20 protein-coding genes and 2 pseudogenes are annotated in these 20,590 nt (G+C 64.9%); 8 read left to right on the top strand and 14 right to left on the bottom strand.

Annotated elements, in window-relative coordinates:
• The first annotated feature begins 10 nt into the window (after positions 1–10).
• Positions 11–1,600 carry an MDR family MFS transporter gene (locus KEC45_RS00745; RefSeq protein ID WP_062185059.1) on the top strand — a complete coding sequence of 530 codons (1,590 nt, stop codon included), beginning with the start codon at positions 11–13 and terminating at the stop codon, positions 1,598–1,600.
• A gap of 176 nt (positions 1,601–1,776) precedes the next feature.
• On the opposite strand, the gene KEC45_RS00740 is transcribed toward KEC45_RS00745, so the two are convergent.
• From KEC45_RS00740 to KEC45_RS00705, 8 genes and pseudogenes are all read right to left on the bottom strand, one after another.
• Positions 1,777–2,232 carry a GFA family protein gene (locus KEC45_RS00740; protein WP_062185062.1) on the bottom strand — a complete coding sequence of 152 codons (456 nt, stop codon included), beginning with the start codon at positions 2,230–2,232 and terminating at the stop codon, positions 1,777–1,779.
• A 1-nt stretch (position 2,233) separates the two neighbouring features.
• Entirely contained in the window at positions 2,234–2,839 is a 606-nt protein-coding gene (locus KEC45_RS00735; protein ID WP_062185065.1) for a hypothetical protein, read from the bottom strand.
• A 2-nt stretch (positions 2,840–2,841) separates the two neighbouring features.
• Positions 2,842–3,465: a DUF2238 domain-containing protein gene (locus KEC45_RS00730; RefSeq protein ID WP_062185068.1), complete on the bottom strand. Its 624-nt coding sequence runs from the start codon at positions 3,463–3,465 to the stop codon at positions 2,842–2,844.
• A 142-nt stretch (positions 3,466–3,607) separates the two neighbouring features.
• Positions 3,608–4,423 (bottom strand): dimethylarginine dimethylaminohydrolase family protein, encoded by an 816-nt coding sequence (locus KEC45_RS00725; protein WP_152682474.1) that lies wholly within the window; start codon positions 4,421–4,423, stop codon positions 3,608–3,610.
• A gap of 147 nt (positions 4,424–4,570) precedes the next feature.
• Complete coding sequence (locus KEC45_RS00720; RefSeq protein WP_062185073.1) at positions 4,571–5,596, bottom strand: aspartate-semialdehyde dehydrogenase; 1,026 nt, start codon at positions 5,594–5,596, stop codon at positions 4,571–4,573.
• Positions 5,597–5,643: 47 nt separating this feature from the next.
• Complete coding sequence (locus KEC45_RS00715) at positions 5,644–6,255, bottom strand: DUF1287 domain-containing protein (protein ID WP_083435964.1); 612 nt, start codon at positions 6,253–6,255, stop codon at positions 5,644–5,646.
• 98 nt (positions 6,256–6,353) lie between these two features.
• The gene (gene rplS, locus KEC45_RS00710) at positions 6,354–6,731 is read right to left on the bottom strand and encodes a 50S ribosomal protein L19 (RefSeq protein ID WP_062185076.1); all 378 of its coding nucleotides are present in this window, start codon (positions 6,729–6,731) and stop codon (positions 6,354–6,356) included.
• Positions 6,732–6,736: 5 nt separating this feature from the next.
• Positions 6,737–6,873: pseudogene (locus tag KEC45_RS00705) on the bottom strand (tRNA (guanosine(37)-N1)-methyltransferase TrmD); the annotation flags it as partial.
• A 191-nt stretch (positions 6,874–7,064) separates the two neighbouring features.
• Between KEC45_RS00705 and KEC45_RS00700 the strand changes: the two are divergent.
• Positions 7,065–8,435, top strand: a complete 1,371-nt coding sequence (locus tag KEC45_RS00700) for a sulfatase-like hydrolase/transferase (RefSeq protein WP_062185079.1) — start codon at positions 7,065–7,067, stop codon at positions 8,433–8,435.
• Here KEC45_RS00700 and trmD read toward each other — a convergent pair.
• Both trmD and KEC45_RS00690 read right to left on the bottom strand, forming a co-directional pair.
• Positions 8,408–9,115, bottom strand: coding sequence for a tRNA (guanosine(37)-N1)-methyltransferase TrmD (gene trmD, locus KEC45_RS00695; RefSeq protein ID WP_062185082.1), 708 nt, complete (start codon positions 9,113–9,115; stop codon positions 8,408–8,410). The two genes, KEC45_RS00700 and trmD, sit on opposite strands and share 28 nt — an antisense overlap.
• Positions 9,112–10,035: a LysR substrate-binding domain-containing protein gene (locus tag KEC45_RS00690; protein ID WP_252171307.1), complete on the bottom strand. Its 924-nt coding sequence runs from the start codon at positions 10,033–10,035 to the stop codon at positions 9,112–9,114. Before KEC45_RS00690 ends, trmD begins: the two co-directional genes overlap by 4 nt.
• Positions 10,036–10,137: 102 nt before the next feature.
• Between KEC45_RS00690 and KEC45_RS00685 the strand changes: the two genes are divergently transcribed.
• Positions 10,138–10,338, top strand: a complete 201-nt coding sequence (locus KEC45_RS00685; RefSeq protein ID WP_062185088.1) for a hypothetical protein — start codon at positions 10,138–10,140, stop codon at positions 10,336–10,338.
• Between the two features lie 93 nt (positions 10,339–10,431).
• Here KEC45_RS00685 and KEC45_RS00680 read toward each other — a convergent pair whose 3' ends face one another.
• The 4 genes and pseudogenes from KEC45_RS00680 to ffh all read right to left on the bottom strand — a co-directional run bounded on the left by KEC45_RS00680 (position 10,432) and on the right by ffh (position 14,818).
• Positions 10,432–11,949 (bottom strand): serine hydrolase, encoded by a 1,518-nt coding sequence (locus KEC45_RS00680; RefSeq protein ID WP_062185090.1) that lies wholly within the window; start codon positions 11,947–11,949, stop codon positions 10,432–10,434.
• Between the two features lie 162 nt (positions 11,950–12,111).
• Complete coding sequence (gene rimM / locus KEC45_RS00675) at positions 12,112–12,606, bottom strand: ribosome maturation factor RimM (RefSeq protein WP_062185093.1); 495 nt, start codon at positions 12,604–12,606, stop codon at positions 12,112–12,114.
• A gap of 198 nt (positions 12,607–12,804) precedes the next feature.
• A pseudogene (rpsP, locus tag KEC45_RS00670) lies at positions 12,805–13,278 on the bottom strand (30S ribosomal protein S16); the annotation flags it as partial.
• An 88-nt stretch (positions 13,279–13,366) separates the two neighbouring features.
• Complete coding sequence (gene ffh, locus KEC45_RS00665; protein ID WP_062185098.1) at positions 13,367–14,818, bottom strand: signal recognition particle protein; 1,452 nt, start codon at positions 14,816–14,818, stop codon at positions 13,367–13,369.
• Positions 14,819–15,066: 248 nt separating this feature from the next.
• Between ffh and KEC45_RS00660 the strand changes: the two genes are divergently transcribed.
• The 5 genes from KEC45_RS00660 (at position 15,067) to KEC45_RS00640 (ending at position 20,553) form a co-directional block, all read left to right on the top strand.
• Positions 15,067–16,698: a bifunctional diguanylate cyclase/phosphodiesterase gene (locus KEC45_RS00660; RefSeq protein WP_062185101.1), complete on the top strand. Its 1,632-nt coding sequence runs from the start codon at positions 15,067–15,069 to the stop codon at positions 16,696–16,698.
• A gap of 150 nt (positions 16,699–16,848) precedes the next feature.
• A complete protein-coding gene (dapF, locus tag KEC45_RS00655; RefSeq protein ID WP_062185103.1) occupies positions 16,849–17,655 on the top strand; it encodes a diaminopimelate epimerase in 807 nt (268 codons plus the stop codon).
• Entirely contained in the window at positions 17,652–18,962 is a 1,311-nt protein-coding gene (locus KEC45_RS00650) for a MiaB/RimO family radical SAM methylthiotransferase (RefSeq protein WP_062185105.1), read from the top strand. Before dapF ends, KEC45_RS00650 begins: the two co-directional genes overlap by 4 nt.
• A complete protein-coding gene (ftsY, locus tag KEC45_RS00645) occupies positions 18,959–19,885 on the top strand; it encodes a signal recognition particle-docking protein FtsY (protein WP_062185107.1) in 927 nt (308 codons plus the stop codon). Before KEC45_RS00650 ends, ftsY begins: the two co-directional genes overlap by 4 nt.
• Positions 19,882–20,553, top strand: coding sequence for an inner membrane-spanning protein YciB (locus KEC45_RS00640; protein WP_062185108.1), 672 nt, complete (start codon positions 19,882–19,884; stop codon positions 20,551–20,553). Before ftsY ends, KEC45_RS00640 begins: the two co-directional genes overlap by 4 nt.
• The last annotated feature ends 37 nt before the right edge of the window (positions 20,554–20,590 follow it).

The raw sequence follows: 20,590 nt of genomic DNA, 5'->3' as shown, positions 1-20,590 counted from the left end.
AGGGTAAAGCATGGCGAGCAACGCCCTCCCCCGCCGCTCCGCCGCCGCGGCGCTTCCCGACGACGATTCGATCCCGCTGCACGAGCGCGTGCGTTATCGCGGGCTGCTGACGGTCGCCGTCATGGGCGCGTCGATCATGCAGATCCTCGACACGACGATCGCCAACGTCGCCATCCCGCATATGCAATCGGCGCTCGGCGCGACGAGCGAGACGGTGACGTGGGTATTGACGAGCTATATCCTCGCCTCGGCCGTCGCGATGCCGATCACCGGATGGCTCGCCGACCGCATCGGACGGCGCGAATTGTTCATGGCGGCAGTCGCAGGCTTCATCGTCGCATCGATGGCGTGCGGCGCGGCGCAGACGCTCGAACAAATGGTCGCTTTCCGCTTCCTGCAAGGGGTCAGCGCCGCCTTTATCGGGCCGCTGTCGCAGTCGGTGATGCTCGACATCAACCCGCCCGAACGCCACGCGCGCGCGATGTCCATCTGGGGCATGGGGATCATGATCGGGCCGATCCTGGGACCGATATTGGGCGGCTGGCTGACTGAAAGCGTCAACTGGCGCTGGGTCTTTTACGTCAACCTGCCCGTTGGGCTGCTCACGCTCGCAATGATGTGGGCGCTACTGCCCAAGACCAAAAGCATCACGCGGCGGTTCGACCTGTTCGGCTTCTCGATGTTGGCGCTGGGTCTTGCTGCATTGCAGCTTATGCTCGATCGCGGCGCGCATCTCGACTGGTTCGACAGCATCGAAATCTGGATCGAGCTGGGCGTCGCCATTTCGTGCCTGTGGATGTTCATCGTCCATATGTTCACCGCGCGCGCTCCCTTGTTCAGCCGCCTGATGCTCGCCGACCGCAACCTCGTCACTGCAATGGGGTTCATGATCGTGATCGGCGTCGTGATGTTTGCGTCGATGGCATTGCTGCCGCCGATGCTGCAGAATCTCTTCGGCTGGCCGGTGATCGACACGGGCGTGGTGCTCGCGCTGCGCGGGATCGGCATTCTCGCCAGCATGTGGGTCGCGGGACAATTGCTTGGAAAGATCGACGCGCGCTGGATGGTCGGCACCGGCCTGCTGATCGCGGCCTATTCGCTGTGGCAGATGAGCCATTGGTCGCTTGAAATGGGGATGCGGCCGGTGATCATCAGCGGGCTGGTACAGGGGCTCGGCATGGGGCTGATCTTCATCCCGCTCAACACCATGGCGTTCGCGACGATCCAGCCGCAATATCGCACCGACGGGTCGAGCCTGCTCAACCTGTTTCGCAGCATCGGGGCGTCGGTCGGCATCTCGATCGTCACCACCCTGCTCGGCGCGAATATCCAGCGGAGCCACGAGGATCTGGCGGCGCATGTCACCAACAGCTCGGTCGCCCTGCTCGATCCGTCGACCGCCGACCGGTTCGGCATCGCGGGCGACGCGGCGATGGCGATGGTCAACGCCGAGATAAATCGGCAAGCGGCGATGGTCGCCTATATCGACGATTTCTGGCTGATGATGTGGGTGACGCTGGCGTCGGTGCCGCTGGTCCTGCTGCTACGCCCGCCGAAGCCAGGCGGGCCGAGGGCGTCGGCGGCGGATATGGGGCATTAGTGGGGTGTCGGCTTTGGGGTGGGGAGCGGACATCCCGTCCCCCACTTCCGTCATCCCGGGCTTGACCCGGGATCCCGCTTGAGGCCGAAGCCAGTGAGTGCGTCAAAAAGCGGGACCCCGGATCAAGTCCGGGGTGACGATATGGAAGAGCGTGGCTTCCAGTCGCCTCCAGCCGTTCAGCCCGCGCGGCGCTCCATCGCAAGCCGCATGAATTCCCCGGGGTCGGGGGTTTCCTCGAAGGTCGGCACCGCCGGGTCGATTGCGATCCAGCCGCGTTTCCGGCTGGTCCACATATGCGCGAAGGGTTCGAGGTCCGACGGATCGTCGAGCGTGCCGGCGCGCACGATCGTCATCGCGGGATAGACGGTGTTCGCATTGCAAACGCGGCTGAAACAGTCGGGGCAGTGCTGGTTCGTCGTCGTCCCGCCCGACGGGCGCTCGGTCGAATAGGTCACGCGCCGTCCGGTCAGCGTGAGCGCGTCGGTCGACACGATCAGTTGATCGGCGAAGGCGCTCGCGGTCGATTTCTGGCAGTCGAGGCAGTGGCAGCAATAGTTGAGCAGCGGCCCGTCCTGCTCGAAGCTGTAACGCAGTTGGCCGCAGCGGCAGCCGCCGGTGATTTCGGTCGCCATGTCAGCGGAAGAAGCAGTTGGTGCCGGCGAACAGCGCGTCGACCTTTGCCGCATCGCCGGGCGCCGCGAACATGCCGCCGATGACATTGTCACCGGTGCCGATGCTGAATTCCTCGCCCAGCGTGCTGTCCTCGAGGTCGACGATCGACACCGACTCCGCCGCCTTGGCGCGCGTCGTGCCGATGCCGATGCCGCTCATCGTCGAATAGGTTGCGGCGCCGGGTTCGTTGCCGAGGAACCAGCCGGCGAACTTGCCGTCCTGGAAATTGAGCGTCATCGCATCGTAGCGCGTGAATTCCATCGGGCCCGCGCCGCATTCCTCGTTGGTGCTGCGGTCGTCCTCCTTGCCCGCGACATTGGCGAGCGCGGTCTCCGCCTGCGCGCGCGGGACGCCGAAGGCGAGCAGGCTGGTCTTGCCGCTGGCCTTGTCGACGAAGCGCAGCCCCTCGCCGTCGAGGCTGACCGCCATGGTCGCAGCGTTCGGGCCGTCGTTCTTTGCCTCGGGCACCGGCGGCGCGACCGGATCGGCATCGGCCGGGGCCTTGTCGGCGGCGGGTTTGCACGCAGCGAGCAGGCCGATCATTGCGAGGGTTATGAACTTGCGCATGCCTATCTCCTGTCGCGGTGCGGTATCGCGAGCACCAGTATCGCACCGAGGGTCGCAAGCGCCATATCCTTTTGCGCGTCCCAGATATCGCCTTGCTGCCCGTTATAGCGGTCGGCGGTTTCGCCCGCCGCGACGATGGTGAGCAGCCATTCGAAGATTTCGTAAAGGCAGGATATCGCCAATACCCAAGCAAGCACGGTTAACGTCGCGCCGTACCGCGAAAGCCCACCCCACCGCCGCGCAATCTCGGCGACCGGAACGACCGACAGCGCGCCAAAGGCGAAATGGACGAGGCGGTCATAATGATTGCGCGTCCAGCCAAAGGCGTCGGAGAGGCTCGTTCCAGTCAGCGCGCGCGCCCAGTCGTCATAGGGGACATTGCTATAGGCGTATCGTCCGCCAAGCGTGTGGAGCGCCATGAAGGCCACGATGCACGCGACCGAGGCGGTCGACAGCGGCCAGCGGCGGAGCAGCAGCGGCCCCGCCACAATCAACAGCATCGTCGGGATGTGCTGGAGCAACGCGACCTCGGGATAGGGCTGGTCGATCTGCGCGAGGAGGAGGAGCGCGAGGAGCAGGCCCAGAAGGCGTTTTTGAGTTTTGGATTGCGCCGCTCCACCCGTCATCGACCGAAATCCGTCGAGTCAGAAGTGACGGAAAACTGCCTAACTTCACTCGCAAATGCATGTATCGGGTGGAAGGTCGGGGCGGGTATCATATCGATGACCTAATGCAGCAAGACATTGTAGGACAGACATTTTCGATGCGTCACCAGCGCAGCGACATGCAGCTAAGTCCCGCGTCGATATGCGCGATCTGGTCGGTGGGTAGCGGACGGATTTCGATGCCCAGCGCGGCGAGCAGCGCGTGCGTCGCGGGCCAGCGGTCGCCGACGAGGACGGTGTCGCGAATGCGCAGGATGTTCGCCGAAGGCTCCTCGCCCGGCGGGGTCGTCACGACCTCCAGCCCGGCGAACTGCGGACAATCGGCGAGCGCGGGGACGGCGAGGATCGTGCGGTCGTCGATCAGCCCGCAGCCGGTCTTGAAGTGCAGCACGCCCGGCGGCGTTTCGGCGATCTCGGCAGGGTAGCCGAGCGTGCCGAGCAGCGCGGCGAGTTCCTCGGCGCCGACGCGGTCGGTGCGTGCCGAAAGGCCGATGATCACGCGGTCGGCGAGGCGCAATATGTCGCCGCCGTCGGCGTAGCCGGGGCCCGTCATTTCGAGGAGACGCGGATGATGCGCGGCGAGCGGAGCGCGGATATGTTCGACCTCGCCCGCGCGCGTTGGCGCACCGGGGCGAAGCAGGATGGCACCCGCCGGAAAGGTCAGCGCGACATCTTCGGTGAACAGCGCGTCGGGGAAATCGTCGAGGGGTTCGAGGACCTCGACCGCGAGGCCGAGGGTGCGCAGCGTCGCGACATAGGCCTCATGCTCGGCGACGAGGCCGTAGAAATCAGGATCGGGGCCGCCATCGGCGCGGATGCCCTTCACAGCGGATCGGGCAGGAGCGCGGCAGAGGGCACGGGTGAAGGCATAGGGGCTGGTCATTTCAGAGGCATAGCTTGAATGACACGCCAGCGCCAAGGGATCCTCCCTGTGCCGCAGGCATGGGGAGGTGGCAGCCTCGAAGAGGCTGACGGAGGGGCTCTTGACGTTGCCGTCACAGCCCCTCCACCACTCGCTTCGCGAGCGGTCCCCCTCCCCATCGCTTCGCGACAGGGAGGATTAGTTTCAACCCTTCTTGAGGTGCCGGCGGCCGAGCAGTTCGGCGATCTGCACCGCGTTCAGCGCCGCACCCTTGCGCAGGTTGTCGCTGACGCACCAGAGGTTGAGGCCGTTTTCGACCGTCGGGTCTTCACGGACGCGCGACACGAAGGTCGCGAAATCGCCGACGCATTCGACGGGGGTGATGTAGCCGCCATCCTCACGCTTGTCGTGGAGCACCACGCCGGGCGCTTCGCGCAGGATGCGCTGCGCATCCTCGGCCGACAGCTCGTCTTCCATCTCGATGTTGATCGCTTCCGAATGGCCGACGAAGACGGGGACGCGGACGCAGGTCGCCGTGACCTTGATCTTGGGATCGAGGATCTTCTTGGTCTCGACGACCATCTTCCACTCTTCCTTGGTCGAACCGTCGTCGAGGAACTTGTCGATGTGCGGGATGACGTTGAAGGCGATCTGCTTGGTGAATTTCTGCACATCCTTCTCGTCGCCGACGAAGATCTGGCGCGTCTGGTTCCACAGCTCATCCATGCCCGACTTGCCCGCGCCCGACACCGATTGATAGGTCGAGACGACGACGCGCTTGATCTTCGCGGCATCGTGGAGCGGCTTCAGTGCGACGACCATCTGCGCGGTCGAGCAGTTGGGGTTCGCGATGATGTTGCGCTTGGTATAGCCGTCGATCGCATCGGGGTTCACTTCGGGCACGATCAGCGGCACGTCGGGGTCCATGCGATAGAGCGAGCTGTTGTCGATCACGACGCAGCCGGCGGCGGCGGCCTTGGGCGCATGGATCGCGGTTGCATCGCTGCCGATCGCGAAAATCGCCATGTCCCAGCCCGACCAGTCGAAATTCTCGATATTCTGGCACTTAACGGTCTTACCGGTATCGCCGATTTCGATCTCGTCGCCCTGGCTGCGCGACGATGCGACCGCCGCCAGTTCGTCGTACGGAAATTCGCGCTCGGCGAGAATGGCGAGCACTTCGCGCCCGACATTGCCCGTGGCTCCGGCGACTACGATACGATAACCCATTTACTCACTCCTCAAGGCAAGAACTCGGTTGAAAACGTAACTTAAACTCAGACTTTCCAGCGAAAATGGCCGGTGAGCCGATGCTTGAACAAGGCATCCTCCTCGCGCGTGCCACCGCCGATATTGTGGAGCACCAGCGGCACGCCGGTCGTATCCTTGCGGTCGGATACGATGCCCGTGTGCGGCAGCCGGCCGCCGACCATCTGGGTGAAGATGTCGCCCGGCCGCCAGTCGGCCGGGTCGTCGGTGACGGGCAGCGCCGCGCCCTGTCTGCGCCAATAGGTCGCGAGATTGGGTACGCGGCGATGGTCGATGTTGCGGTCGGGGCGGCCGAGCCCCCAATTTTTGGGATAGGCAGTAAAATTGGCGCGCATGTCGGCGTTTACAAGGGCCTGAAGGTCGGCGCCTAGCGCATCGCGAAAGGCGCGGATCACGACGTCGGTGCACACGCCCTTGGCGCGGTCGACGTCGCCGTTCGGAAAGCGCAGCACGGTATAGGCCGGATCGTACGTCAGCGTCACGCCGACCTGCCGCCGCGCCGCGATCACAAGGCGCTGCGCGCTGGTGAGCGCCATCGCCTCCCCCGACACGCCGAACGCAAGCACCGCGCCAAGGAAGGCGCGCCGCGTCGGCTGGAACGGGAGGACGGACTGCTGCATCAAATTCGCTTTGCCCAAATGAAAACGACCGGCTCTGCCTGTTGGCGGAACCGGTCGTTTTTGAAAGCTGTTTCGGCTTTGGTGTGGAGAAGCTCCCCTTAGCCTTCGCCGGCTTCCGACCGGTATTCGCGGCGCTCCGCAATACGTGCCGATTTACCAGTGCGTCCACGCAGATAGTAAAGCTTCGCACGACGGACAGCGCCCTTACGGACGACGGTAATCGAGTCGATGTTGGGCGAATAGAGCGGGAACACGCGCTCGACACCTTCGCCGAACGACATTTTGCGCACGGTGAAGTTGGAGCCCATGCCCTTGTTCGAGCGTGCGATGCACACGCCTTCGAAATTCTGGACGCGGGTGCGTTCGCCTTCGACCACCTTCACGCCGACTTTCAGCGTGTCGCCGGGACGGAAGGTCGGAATGGTCTTCGCCGCTTTGGCGATTTCTTCGGCTTCGATCGTCTGGATGAGGTTCATGTCCTCTAGTCCTTTTCTTTTCGCCGCGCGCCAGAGGCAGGTCGGTCCCGAGCATCGATATGACGCTCCCAAAGGTCCGGCCTGCTTAACCGTTTTTATCGGCAAGGTTTCCCGATCGCAGCACTTCGGAAACCCTGCGCCCCGTCCGGATATCCGGTCGGGGATAAGCGGACGACAGGCATGCGCGATGAACGCGATTCGCCCGGTTCCACTTGAAGCCGGGGCCACTACGCTGGAAAGGCGCGAAATGCAAGGGGTTCGGCGGATGACGCACGCGGCCGATTTAAACCGACATTAACCAAAATCCGCCATGGACGGCACGGAAGGGACCCGATGCTGCACATGAATGCCATAAAGCCGCTCGCGAGCCGCGCTTTTGCGCCCGCCGACGGTGTGGGGCTGACGGCGTTCCTCAACTGGGCGCTGTGCTGGCTGGTGCTGCCCAACCTTCCCTTCCTGCCGATCACGATCATGGGCGGGCCGATGCGCGCGGGCGAGATCATGCTCTGCGGCGCGGTCGGCTTCGTGGCCTGCTGGTTCGGCTACTGGTTTCGCGTCGCCGCCTTTTTCGGCCTTCTCCTCTATCTGACGCTCGTTTTCATCGCGAGCATGTTCAACATGGACATCAGCGTGATCCTGTCGGTCATCGCATTGGTGCTCGATCTGCGCCCCGCCGCTTCGCCCGAATATATGGTCGGGGCCGGCCTGTTGATCGCGGTTCTCGGCTTTGCTGCGCGGCAGCTTCGCAGACAGCAGAATTTGCGCGGGCTGCAATGGATGATCGCCGCTGCCGCGCTCACCTATACGCTGGCGCAGGCCGACTATATCCGGGCGCGCGAGGGGTCGACCGCCTATAACCGGCTGGCGCCCGCCGATGCCCCCTTCACCTCGGCGACGCGCCAGACCGATTTCCTGAAGCTCGCGGACGGCAAGCGGAACGTGATGATCGTCGTCGTCGAGGCGATGGGACTGCCGACCGAGGCGACGCTGCGCGACCGGCTCGACGCGATCTGGACGCGCCCCGAACTCGCCGAACGCTTCGCGATTAGCCAGGGCAGCACGACCTTCTATAACTCGACGACCAAGGGCGAGATTCGCGAGCTGTGTCAGCGCTGGGGCGATTATAAGGAGATCGTCGCGCGCGACCCCGATTGCCTGCCCGCGACCCTTGCGCGGCGCGGCTATGCCACGCACGCCTATCACGGCTTTTCGCCGAAATTCTTCGACCGCGATCGCTGGTATCCGCTGATCGGGTTCGAGGGGATGAGCTTCCGCGACCAAATCGAGGCGCAGGGCGCGGGGCATTGCCCCAATGTCTTTCCCGGCGCATGCGATCGCGACATACCGCGGCTGATCGGGCGCGACCTGGCCGCGGCGAAAGAGCCGCAGTTCATCTACTGGCTGACGCTCAATTCGCACCTGCCGGTGGTCGCCAATGCGGAGCTGCGTACCGAGAATTGCCGCCAGCTAGGCCCCGTGCTCGACGGCGATTATCCGCAGGTCTGCCGCCTCTTCGCCGTCTGGGACGACACGGCAGCGGCGCTCGCCGACATGGCGAGCCGCCCCGATTTCCCGCCGACCGACATATTGATCGTCGGCGATCATATGCCGCCGTTCACCCAGCAAAAGAGCCGGTTGATGTTCGACAGCGCGAAGGTGCCGTGGGTGCTGCTGCGCTATCGCCCGTCGCGCGCGGCGACATAGGCCGCCCACAGGTCGGGGCGCCGCGCCCGCGTATCGTGCTCGGCCTGTTCGCGGCGCCAGCTCGCAATCTTCTTGTGATCGCCCGAACGCAGCACGTCGGGAATGTCATGCCCCTCCCAGTTCACCGGCCTTGTGTAGTGCGGATATTCGAGCAGCCCCTGCTCGAACGATTCATCGTCGCCGCTGGCCGAGGCGCCCATCACGCCGGGAAGCAGCCGGATGCAGGCATCGAGCAGCAACAGCGCGCCCATCTCGCCCCCCGACAGGATGATGTCGCCCATCGAGACTTCCTCGATATCGCGCGCGGCAAAGATGCGTTCGTCGAAACCCTCGAAGCGGCCGCACAGGATGATCGCGCCCGGACCCGCCGAAAGCTGGCGCACGCGCGCCTGCGTGACCGGCGTCCCGCGCGGGGTCATCGCCAGGATCGGCAGACCCGGATGGGCCGCCACGGCATGGTCGACCGCGGCGCCGAGCACGTCGGCCTTCAGCACCATCCCCGCGCCGCCACCCGCCGGCGTGTCGTCGACGGTCCGATGCTTGTCCGTGGCGAAATCCCGGATCTGCACCGGCGCGCAGTTCCACGTCCCGCTTTCGAGCGCGCGCCCCGCCATACTGTGCCCCAGCGGGCCGGGGAACATGTCGGGGTAGAGGGTCAGGGGGACGGCAGTGAAGGTCATAACGGCGGCTCCCATACCGCGTCGGGCAGCAGGTGGCGATCTTTCTCGATTTCGGCGTGCAGCCATTCGCGGAAGCGTTCGATCTTGCGCACTCCGATGCGGTTGTCGCGGTGGACGAGCCACATGCCCGAGCCCTTCGATACATAGAATGTGTCAAAGGGCTGGACCATGCGGCCGCTCGCCAATTCGCCCTGCCAATAGAGCGGGGTCATCATCGCGACGCCGAATCCCGCTTGCACCGCGCTCGCCTCCTGCAACTGGCTGTCGAGTTCGATCCCGCGACGTGAGAGCACCGGCGGTGTCGCGACCCCGGCCAGCGCGAACCATTCGGCCCACCAGCTATCGTTCGGCGCAAGGCGCTGGACGCGGAGCAGGTCGGCGGGCTCGTTTATGTCGTGCTCGGCGATGAAAGCGGGCGAGGCGATCGGCGCGAGATATTGGCGCATCAGGAAATCGCTGCGCAGCCCCGGCCACGCGCCCTTGCCGATGCGGATCGCGACATCGACGTTCGAGGCGTCGAAATCGATCAGATCATTGCTCATCGCCATGCGCACCGCGAGTTCGGGATATTGGAGCTGGAAGCTGCCGATACGCGCGCTGAGCCAGGTGCCGCCAAAGCTGGTCGCGGCATTGATCGTCAGCACGTCGGCCTCGTCGCTGCCGAGCGCGGCAAAGGCGTCCCCCATGGTGGCAAAGGCGTTGCTGATCGCGGGCAGCAGCCGCTGGCCCGTTTCGGAAAGGCGCACGCGCCCTTTCTCACGCACGAACAGCGCGCGGCCGAGCCGATCCTCCAATTGGCGGATTTGATAACTGACTGCAGCTTGCGTCAGTCCCAGCTCTTCGGCAGCGCGCGAGAAATTCTGCAAACGACCGGCGGCTTCGAAGGTGCGCACGGCGGAAAGGGGCGGCAGTCGGGACATACGACCTTATAAGGCCAGCTTATAATATGGTCTACGCCTTTTGTTGGCGCTGCGGCGCGCGGGAGGGCAATTAGGATGCACCCAAGCGAAAGGAAATGAACGATGAAAGACGAGCAGTTCATGCGCGCCTGGAATGACGGTCATGATCATTTCAGCGCCGATATCACCCGCGGCCTTCACTGGCTCGCAACCCCGTTCCGCCGCCTCGGCGAGTGGATCGCCCTGCCGACCGCACCCGGCGAAGACAGCGTCTTCACCCGTGCCGCCGCGCGCTGCGGCGTCCGCCTGCGCCGGGCACGATAAGCGTCCGCGATAAGAACCCTGCTCCCCCCTCTCAAAGGTCCAGGGCGAAAACGGGGTGAGGCTGTCCCTTGCAAAGGCCTCACCCCGTCGACATCAGTTCGCCTCGGGCGGCACGACGCGCAAGCGCAGCGCCTGGATCGTCGCCGGCTTCGTCGGGGCGAGCAGCAATTGCCCGTCGAGCTTGCCCTTTTCGCAGTTGAGGCGGAAGGCAGCCGACATCGCGCCGGTCGGCGCCAGCGGCTCGTCGGTGGGGCACGCCCCTACCTCGGCTTTCAACTTCGCGAATTCGGCCTTCCAGTTGGCGGCCGAACGATCGAGGAGGAAGTTCATCGCGAGCCGGCCCTGTAGCGGGCCGAGATCGCCGGCGGCATAAGCCGCCCTTGCTGCCGCATAGGCCTCTGCCACCGCCGGCGATACCGGAACGGGGCGCGTTTCCAACAGGCCCGCCTTGTCGATTGCGACCGCGGTGTCCCACGCGGGGGCCGACGGGCCGGCATAGGTCCGGTTCGACAGCGCAAAGACGCCGATTCCATAATCGGGCATCAGCATCACATGACTGCCATAGCCCGGATATCCGCCGCCGTGCGCGAGCGTCAGGCCAAGGTCGCAATCCTGCGCAACGCGCCAGCCCATGCCGTAAGCCGCGGCCTGCTTGCACGCCGTAGCGCCGCTGGCGCCGATGCGGTTCGTCACCGAGACGAAGTTCGAGCCCTGTGCGATCTCGCGCACCGTCGACCGCTTGACCGGCCCGGTGTCGGCATCGTCGCGCGCTGGCCAGGCCGAGAGCAGGAAGGCGACCCATTTGGCATAGTCGTTCGCGCTGACCTGCAACCCGCCCATGCTGTTGAACGCCCCGTCGACCATCTCGGGCTCGGCGGTCCATTTCTCATTTTCCCAGCGATAGCCAAGGGCGTAGCGCGCCTTTGGAGCCTTCGGCGCGTCAAAGCCGCTGCGGGTCATGCCGAGAGGGTTCAGGATCGTCTGCCGGACATAGTCGGTGTAGGGCATGCCCGAGGCGTTGGCGACGATCCGACCGAGCAAGGCATAGCCGAAGTTCGAATATTCATGCTGGCTCTGCGGTACGCGGCTGAACGGCACGCCCGCGGCGATCATCTTCGTGAATTCGTCTTGCGGCAGCACTTGCTGGCGATCGCCCCACGGATCATCGGTGACGAAGCCGCCGACATGTTGGAGCAGATCCCTGACCCTTATGCGCGGGCTGTCCTTGGTCGGGTAGGTCCAGCCCTTCATTTCGGGCACATATTGCTCAGCGAGGTCGTCGAGGCGAAGCTTGCCGTCATCGCGCAGCTTCAGGATCGACAGCGCGGTGAACGCCTTGGTCATCGAGGCGATGCGAAACAGGCTGTCGGGAGTGACGGCGCGCTTGTCGGCGATGTTCTGAACGCCGATGCCCTTCACATAAGCGAGCTTGCCGTCCTTGACGACGCCGTAGACCAGGCCGGGGATGTGCTGCTCGGCTTGATATCTGGCAAAGAGCGTGTCGATCTCGGGGGCGAGTTGGTCGAGGGTTTTGGGGGCGGATTGCTGGGCGTGAGCGGGAGCGAACGAGCCAAGGATGGCAGCAAAAACGAGACCCGATTTCAAGCGCATGACGATTCTCTCTCTCCAAAAGATGGCGCGACAATTCGTCCGTCACCCCGGACTTGATCCGGGGTCCCGCTCTTGAGGTCAACCCCCGCTTCGGGCTCCGATGAGCAGAAGAAGCGGGACCCGGGTCAAGCCCGGGGTGGCGATGGAAATATGGGGATATCGTTACTCGACGAACGCGGCGTTCACGGTGACGCCGTCGTCGTTCCACGCCGGCACGGCCTGCGCCGTCATCGGAACCATGAAACGTTTGCGGTCGGGCTTCTCGATTTCGAGAATGTCACCAGCGCCGAAATTCTCGACCGCGGCAACATGGCCGATGGCGACGCCGTCGGTCGACACGCATGGCAGGCCGAGCAGGTCGTGGTGATAATATTCGCCCTCGCCCAGAGCGGGCAGCGCCGAGCGCGGCACCGTCAACACCGTTCCGCGCAAGGCCTCGGCAGCGCTGCGGTCGGCGATTTCGGCGAAGGTCGCGACCGCACCCTGATTGGCGGGACGGACCGATTTCAACGTGAGCGTGCGGTCGCCCGCATCGAAAACGGAAAAGGCGCGGAGAGCCTCCGCGCCTTCACCAAATAGCTTGAGACGCACCTCGCCCCGCACCCCATGCGCGCCGGCGATGGCGGCGAGGGTGACAGGGCGATTCGCGTCGGCCAAGGCTTAGCCTTCGGCCTTTTCTTCGCCAGCTTCGGCGGCCGGAGCTTCTTCGGCTTCGGCAGCAACCGGGCCGCCTTCGGCGACTTCTTCGGCGATCGCGGTCGCGTCTTCGGCGGTCGCGTCGGCCGGGGTTTCGTCGGCGACGGCTTCGGCAACGGCTTCGGCGGTCGCTTCGCTCTTCACCGAACCGGTTGCGTCCGATTCAGCGGCTTCGGGAGCGGCGGCTTCTTCAGCGGCGGGCGCTTCTTCAGCGGCCACTTCCGGAGCGGCTTCTTCAGCAGCTTCGGGTTCCGGGGCCGGAGCGGCGGCAGCAGCGGCTGCGGCTTCTTCGGCGTCAGCCAGCTTCTGGGCCTTTTCTTCGGCGCGTTCCTTGGCCTTTTCGCCGGGGACAGCCTTGTTCGGGTTGTTGCGGGCAGCGCGTTCGAGAACGCCAGCGGCGTCGAGGAAGCGGGCGACGCGGTCGGTCGGCTGCGCGCCAACCGAAACCCAATGCTTCGCACGGTCGGCATCGAGCTTCACGCGCTCCGGATTGTCCTTGGCGAGCAGCGGGTTGTAGCTGCCGATACGCTCGATGAAACGGCCGTCGCGCGGGCTGCGCGAATCGGCGACGACGATCTTGTAATAGGGACGCTTTTTCGAACCGCCGCGTGCGAGGCGAATAGAGGTTGCCATGATATTTTCCTTCAGAGTTTAATGTTCAAATTCGGGTTTTAATTCACTGGATCCCGGCCTGCGCCGGGATGACGACCTGTTGGGGTCGTCACTTCTTTTTATTCATCAAATTGGCGAGTTCAGGCGGGATCGATCCGCCCCCACCAAGACCGGGGAGGCCACCGCCACCCATTCCGCCGCCGCCCATTCCGGGAATGCCGCCGCCCTTGCCGAACAGCGCGCCGAGGCCCTTGAGCCCGCCCATCTTGCGGATCTTCTTCATCGCGCTGGACATTTCCTGATGCATCTTCAGCACCTTGTTGACCTGCTGCACCGTGGTGCCCGACCCGTTGGCGATACGGATCTTGCGCTTCGCGGTCAGGATTTCGGGCTTCGCGCGCTCCTTGGGGGTCATCGATCCCATGATCGCGTCGAAGTGGATGAGCATCTTGTCGTCGGCAGCACCGGCCGCCATCTGCGCCTGCGCCTTCTTGATCCCCGGAATCATGCCGGCGAGCGCGCCGAGGCCGCCCATGCGACGCATCTGGTTCAATTGGGTGCGGAGGTCGTTGAGGTCGAACTGGCCCTTGGCCATCTTCGCCGCCATCGCCTCGGCCTCTTCGGCCTGGATCGTTTCGGCGGCGCGTTCGACGAGGCTGACGACGTCGCCCATGCCGAGGATGCGGCCCGCGATGCGCGAGGGCTGAAAGAGCTCGAGCCCGTCGAGCTTTTCGCCCGTGCCCGCGAATTTGATCGGCTTGCCAGTGACCGCGCGCATCGAGAGCGCGGCACCGCCCCGCGCATCGCCGTCCATGCGGGTGAGCACGACGCCGGTGAGCGGCACCTGATCGGTGAAGCGCTGCGCAACCTGTACCGCGTCCTGGCCGGTGAGGCTGTCGACGACGAGCAGCGTTTCGGCAGGGTTCGCCGTGCGCGACACCGCCTGCATTTCGTCCATCAACTGCTGGTCGACGTGGAGGCGGCCCGCGGTGTCGAGCATCAGGACGTCATAACCCTGAAGCTTCGCCGCCTGCATCGCGCGCTGCGCAATCTCGACCGGCTGCTGCCCCGCGACGATCGGCAGGGTCGCGACGTCGATCTGCTGGCCGAGGACGGCAAGCTGTTCCTGCGCGGCGGGGCGATTGACGTCGAGCGACGCCATCAGCACCTTCTTGCGCTCTTTTTCCTTCAGCCGCTTCGCGATCTTCGCGGTGGTGGTCGTCTTACCCGAACCCTGCAAGCCGACCATCATGATCACGGCGGGCGGGGTGACGGCCAGCTCGAGCTCGGCGGTTTCGGAACCGAGCATTTCGGTCAGCGCGTCGCTGACGATCTTGACGACCTGCTGCCCCGGCGTGACCGAGCGCAGGACATTCTGGCCGATCGCGAGTTCGGTGACCTGATCGACGAAACTGCGCACGACGGGCAGCGCGACGTCCGCCTCTAGCAGAGCGATTCGCACTTCGCGCATCGCGGCGCGCACGTCGGCCTCGGTCAGCGCGCCGCGACCGCGGAGCTTCCCGAAAACATCGCCAAGCCGATTGCTCAGACTGTCGAACATGCGCCTCAAATCCTTGCTTACGAGGCCCGCAACGCAAAAGACGCCGGTGAGCGAAACCTCGCCAACCAGCGGCTATCCGTGGACAGACTTTCCGTCGCGGACATCGATATGCCCGTGCGCAAGATGCGCGCGAACGCGGCGGCCTCTACACAAAAGCGCACGCAAAGGCAAGGTGCCGCGCCGAAGCGCACTTAACCCAAATTTCACCGCTTTGCCCCATAGAACCGGCGAGGGTGGGACAAATTCATATGACAGCGACGCCGAAGCCATTCGACCGAAGCGAGGGCGCAAAACGCGATATCATTGCCGGTGGCATAGTCGTCGCCGCGATCCTGCTGTTCGTGGGGACGGGCAGCAATGTGATGCAGGCGGCGGTGCGTGCATTGATCGGCATCGGCGGTGGTCCCGACCGGGCGCTGGCGACGGCGCTCATTCTCAATGTCGCGCTGATTCTCTTCGGCTGGCGCCGCTACAAGGATCTCAACCGCGAAATCCTCGAGCGCACCGAAGCCGAACAGCGCGCGCGCTACCTCGCCGACACCGACCCGCTGACGGGTTTCCTCAATCGCCGGGCCCTGCTCGCGACTGGACAACTGCAGATCGCGAACGCGATCGCCGAAAAGCGCCAAGTCGCACTGTTCCTGCTCGACCTCGATCACTTCAAGACCGTCAACGACATTCATGGTCACGCGGCGGGGGACCGCGTGCTGCAGGTCGCAGCCGAACGTATCTCGGCGGTACTACCGCCAAATGCCACCAAGGCGCGGCTCGGTGGCGACGAGTTCGTCGCGATGCTGGCGTTCGAGCCTGCGGCGCGCGCCGACATCGACGCCCTGGCGGCCGAACTCGTCATGGCGCTCGACAATGTTATCGCGCACGATGCGCAGCAGATTCGGGTCGGCGCGTCGCTCGGCCTATCGCTCGCCAGCGATGCCAGCGTCACAATGGAAACGATGGTCCGTCAGGCCGACATCGCAATGTATAATTGCAAGGACGAAGGCCGGAATCGCTTCTGCTGGTTCGAGGCCGGAATGGAAATGGCGGTGCAGGTGCGCAACCAGATCGAAACGGGCATTCGCGACGGCATGCCGCGCGGCGAGTTCGTCCCCCATTTCGAGCCGCAGGTGGATATCGCCAGTGGGAGACTGCTCGGTTTCGAGATGCTCATGCGCTGGGAATCGCCCGAATATGGGATGATCCCGCCGGAACGCTTTATTCCCGTTGCCGAGGAAAGCGGCCTGATAGGCGAATTGTCGCTGCAGGTCATCCGCGAGGCGATGGAAGTCGCCAAACGCTGGGACCCGTCGATCATGCTTGCGGTCAACATCTCGCCGCAGCAACTGAAAGACCCGTGGTTCAGCCAGAAGCTGACCAAGCTGCTCGTCGAGGTCGGTTTCCCGGCGGCGCAGCTCGAGGTAGAGATCACCGAAAGCTCGCTGTTCGAAAATCTGCCGCTGGTGCGATCGATCGTCACCAGCCTGAAGAATCAGGGTGTGTCGCTGAGCCTCGACGATTTCGGCACCGGCTACAGCTCGCTGTCGCATCTGCGTGCGCTGCCGTTCGATCGGATCAAGATCGACCGCAGCTTCATCGCTGCGATGCGGGGCAGCCCCGATGCGCAGGCAATCGTCATTGCTATCGTGCGACTGGGCGAAAGCCTCGCGATGCCGATAACCGCCGAAGGCGTCGAGGACGAGGCCACCGCGATCGAACTGACGCGGCTCGGCTGTTCGAAGGGTCAGGGCTGGTATTTCGGCCGTGCCGCGTCGGCCGCCGACACCGAACGGTTGCTTGCCGAGCGCGGCCTGCTCCGCGCCCCCATGGTGCCGCCCGCCGGTCCCGACGCCGGCGAGGACGAACGGCTGCGCAAATCGGCGTAACCTGTTCGTCACCCCCGCGAGGCGGGGGTCGCCGTAGACCTTTCGCATCGCTGCCGCTTTAAACCTCTCGCGGCCCTCGCCTTCGCGGGAGCGAGGGGATGCCCGCCCACATCGCTAGACTTCGCTGCCCTCCCCCCCTAAATGCGCCCTATGGCAGACCGCTTCACCAAGATGCACGGCCTCGGCAACGACTTTGTCGTGATCGACGCGCGCGTGGCGCCCGTCGAAATGACGCCGGCACGCGCGCATGCAATCGCCGATCGGCGCCACGGCATCGGGTGCGACCAGCTGATCCTGCTCGAACCGTCGACCAGCGCGGACGTGAAGATGCGCATCTTCAACGCCGACGGCGGCGAGGTCGAGGCATGCGGCAATGCGACGCGCTGCGTCGCGACGCTGATCGGCAAGCCCGCGGTGATCGAGACGCTGGGCGGTATGCTGCGCGTCACGCCGGCCGACGGCGGCGCCGAAGTCGTACTCGGCGAACCCGAATTCGACTGGGAACATATCCCGCTTGCGATGCCGATGGACACACGCGACATGCCCGTCGCGTGGGACGAGCTGGAACATGGCGCGGCGGTCAATGTCGGCAATCCGCATATCATCTTTTTCGTGCCCGAGGCCGACGCGGTCGCACTCGACGAGTTGGGGCCCCGGATCGAGACCGACCCGCTGTTTCCCGAGCGCGTCAACGTCAATGTCGCCAGCCTCGACGGCGAAAACCAGTTGCAGCTACGCGTCTGGGAACGCGGCGTCGGGCTGACGCAGGCATGCGGTACCGGCGCATGCGCGACTGCGGTTGCGGCAATCCGCGCAGGCAAGGTGCAATCGCCCGTCACCATATCGCTCCCCGGCGGCGACCTTATCATCCGCTGGGCGCCGGGCGAGCCGATCGTGATGAGCGGCGCCGCGACGCGCGTCTATGAAGGCGAGACCGACTGGGCGCAGTTCGGATGAGCACCACCCTCGCCGACCGGCAAGAGGTCGTCAATTTCGGTTGTCGGCTGAACATCGCCGAGGGTGAAGCCATCCGCTCGGCCGTCGCGGCGGCGGGTGCGCAGAGCATAACCGTCTTCAATAGCTGCGCCGTGACCGACGAGGCGGTGCGGCAGGCGCGGCAGGCAGTGCGCCGCGCCCTGCGCGAGCGGCCCGGAACCGAGGTGGTGGTGACCGGGTGCGCGGCGGAGCTCGAACGCGGCGCCTTCGCCGCGATGGGCGCGCGGGTGGTGAGCAACGATGCCAAGGGCTTGGCCCAGAGCTATGAAAGCACCGCGTCCTCGCGCGGGCGGGGAACCATCGTTGGCGAGCTCCAGCTCGAACCGGCGGGAGATGGGCCCCTGCCTTCGCAGGGACAGGCTTTCTTTCCCTATAGCCCCGCCCTTTCAGGCGCCGATCATGCCCGCGCTTTCCTTGGTGTCCAGACCGGCTGTTCGCATAGCTGTACCTTTTGCGCGACGGTGCTGGCGCGTGGGACGGCGCGGTCGGCAAGCGTCGATGCAGTCGTCGCATCCGCACAAACCGCTCTCGACCGCGGCCAGCGCGAGATCATCCTGACCGGCGTCGACCTCGCCAGCTATGGCGACGACAGCGGTACGACATTGGCCGCGCTGGTCGAGGCATTGCTCGCTTTGCCGGTCGAACGACTGCGCCTTTCGTCGCTCGACCCAAACCGGATCGACGATGCGCTTTTCGCGCTGCTGACCGAGGAAACGCGCGTGATGCCGCATGTCCATCTGTCGCTGCAGGCGGGCGATGATATGGTGCTGACGCGCATGAAGCGCCGCCACCGCCGCGCTGATGCCGTTGCGTTGATCGAGCGATTGAAGGCCGCGCGCGCGGAGATCGCCATCGGTGCCGACCTGATCGCGGGCTTTCCGACCGAGGACGAAGCGATGTTCGCCAACTCGCTGGCGCTGATCGACGATTGCGACATCATGTTCGGCCATATCTTTCCATACAGCCCGCGCGCCGGGACGCCCGCCGCCCGCATGCCGCAGGTCGGGCGCACCATCGCGCGCGAGCGGGCGGCGATCCTGCGCGAGGCCAATGCCCGGCGGCGGCAGGACTGGCTGGATACACAGATCGGCCATACCGCATCGATGCTCGTCGAACGCGACGGCGTCAGCGGCCATGCCGAAAATTTCGCCGCCGTGGCGCTGACCACGCCGGTGGCGCCCGGTACTATCATTGACGTGCGCCTGTCGGCGCGCGAGGGCGACCGCATGGTCGCAACCCCAATTGAGGAAAAGGACATCGCCGCATGACCGGCAAAAGCTGGAGCGAAAGGCTACTTGGCGGATTTCGCCGTACCTCCGAACGGCTCGGCGAGAATCTGGCCGGGCTGACCGGCAAGGCGCGGCTAGACGAGGATGATCTCGACCGGATCGAGGAAGCGCTGATCACCGCCGACCTTGGCCCCGCGATGGCCGACCGCATTCGCGGCCGCCTGGCCGAACGCCGCGATATCGCCGCGAACGGAACCGAGGAACTGCGCAAGGTCGTCGCCGACGAAATCGCGGCCGTCCTGCGTCCCGTTGCCGAACCGCTCGACATCGACGCCTTTCCGCGTCCGCAGGTCATTCTGGTGATCGGGGTCAACGGGTCGGGCAAGACCACCACCATCGCCAAGCTCGCGCATCTGTTCCAGGAGCAGGATTATGGCGTGATGCTCGTGGCAGGCGACACCTTTCGCGCGGCAGCGATCGGCCAGCTCAAGGTCTGGGCCGAACGGCTGGGCGTGCCGATCATGGCGGGCCCCGAAGGCGGCGACAGCGCGGGCATCGTGTTCGACGCGGTGAAACAGGCGACCGCGACCGGGATCGACGTGCTGATCGTCGACACCGCCGGGCGGCTCCAGAACAAGCGCGAACTGATGGACGAGCTTGCCAAGATCAAGCGCGTGCTTGGCCGGCTCAATCCCGCCGCGCCGCACGACGTCGTGCTCGTGCTCGACGCGACGACGGGGCAGAATGCGCTGTCGCAGATCGACGTTTTCCGAGAGGTTGCGGGGGTAACCGGCCTCGTCATGACCAAACTCGACGGCACCGCGCGCGGCGGTGTGCTCGTGTCCGCCGCCGAGCGCCACGGGCTTCCCATCCATGCGATCGGCATTGGCGAAACCATCGACGACCTTCGCCCGTTCGATGCGGACGAGATCGCAGCCATTATTGCAGGAAATATCCGATGAGCGACGTGCTTCCCTCTGGCCCCGAAGCCGTCCCGGCACCGCCGCCGGCAAAGCATGGATGGCTCAACTTCGTCATCGATTTCGGGCCTTTGCTCGTCTTCTTCCTTGCCTATAAATTCTCGTCCGGCGGTGAAGGCGGGTTCGCCGCGACGACTGCGGCGATCAAGGGCACGGTGGCGTTCATGATCGCGATCGTCATTGCGATGATCGTGTCGAAATGGAAGCTCGGCAAGATTTCGCCGATGCTGTGGATGTCGAGCATCCTCGTCCTCGGTTTCGGCGCGCTGACGATCTGGTTTCACGACGAGCGTTTCATCGTGATGAAGCCGACGATCATCTATGCCGCCTTCGCCGTGCTGCTGCTCGGCGGCGTGTGGTTCAAAAAACCGATGCTCAAATATCTGCTGCAATCGGCGCTCGAGGGGCTGACCGACCGCGGCTGGCTGTTGCTCTCGCGCAACTGGGGGATATTCTTTGCCGCGCTCGGCATCGCCAATCATGTGATGTACGAGCTGATCCAGGCGAAGCAGATGAGCTTCGATCTGTGGCTGACGATCAAGGTCTGGGGCGTCACCGCCCTCTCCTTCCTCTTCACTTTCAGCCAGGTTCCTGTGATGCTCAAGAACGGGCTCGCGGTGCCGGAAGAGCCTGCAACCGACAAAAATTGATGCATTTCCCTCTCGGACTGGCATAGCTGCGTCACCG

Source organism: Sphingopyxis sp. USTB-05 (genome assembly GCF_023822045.1).
Taxonomy (GTDB): Bacteria; Pseudomonadota; Alphaproteobacteria; order Sphingomonadales; family Sphingomonadaceae; genus Sphingopyxis.
Note: the sequence above shows the minus strand (reverse complement) of the source record. Positions and strands in the feature narration are given on the sequence as shown.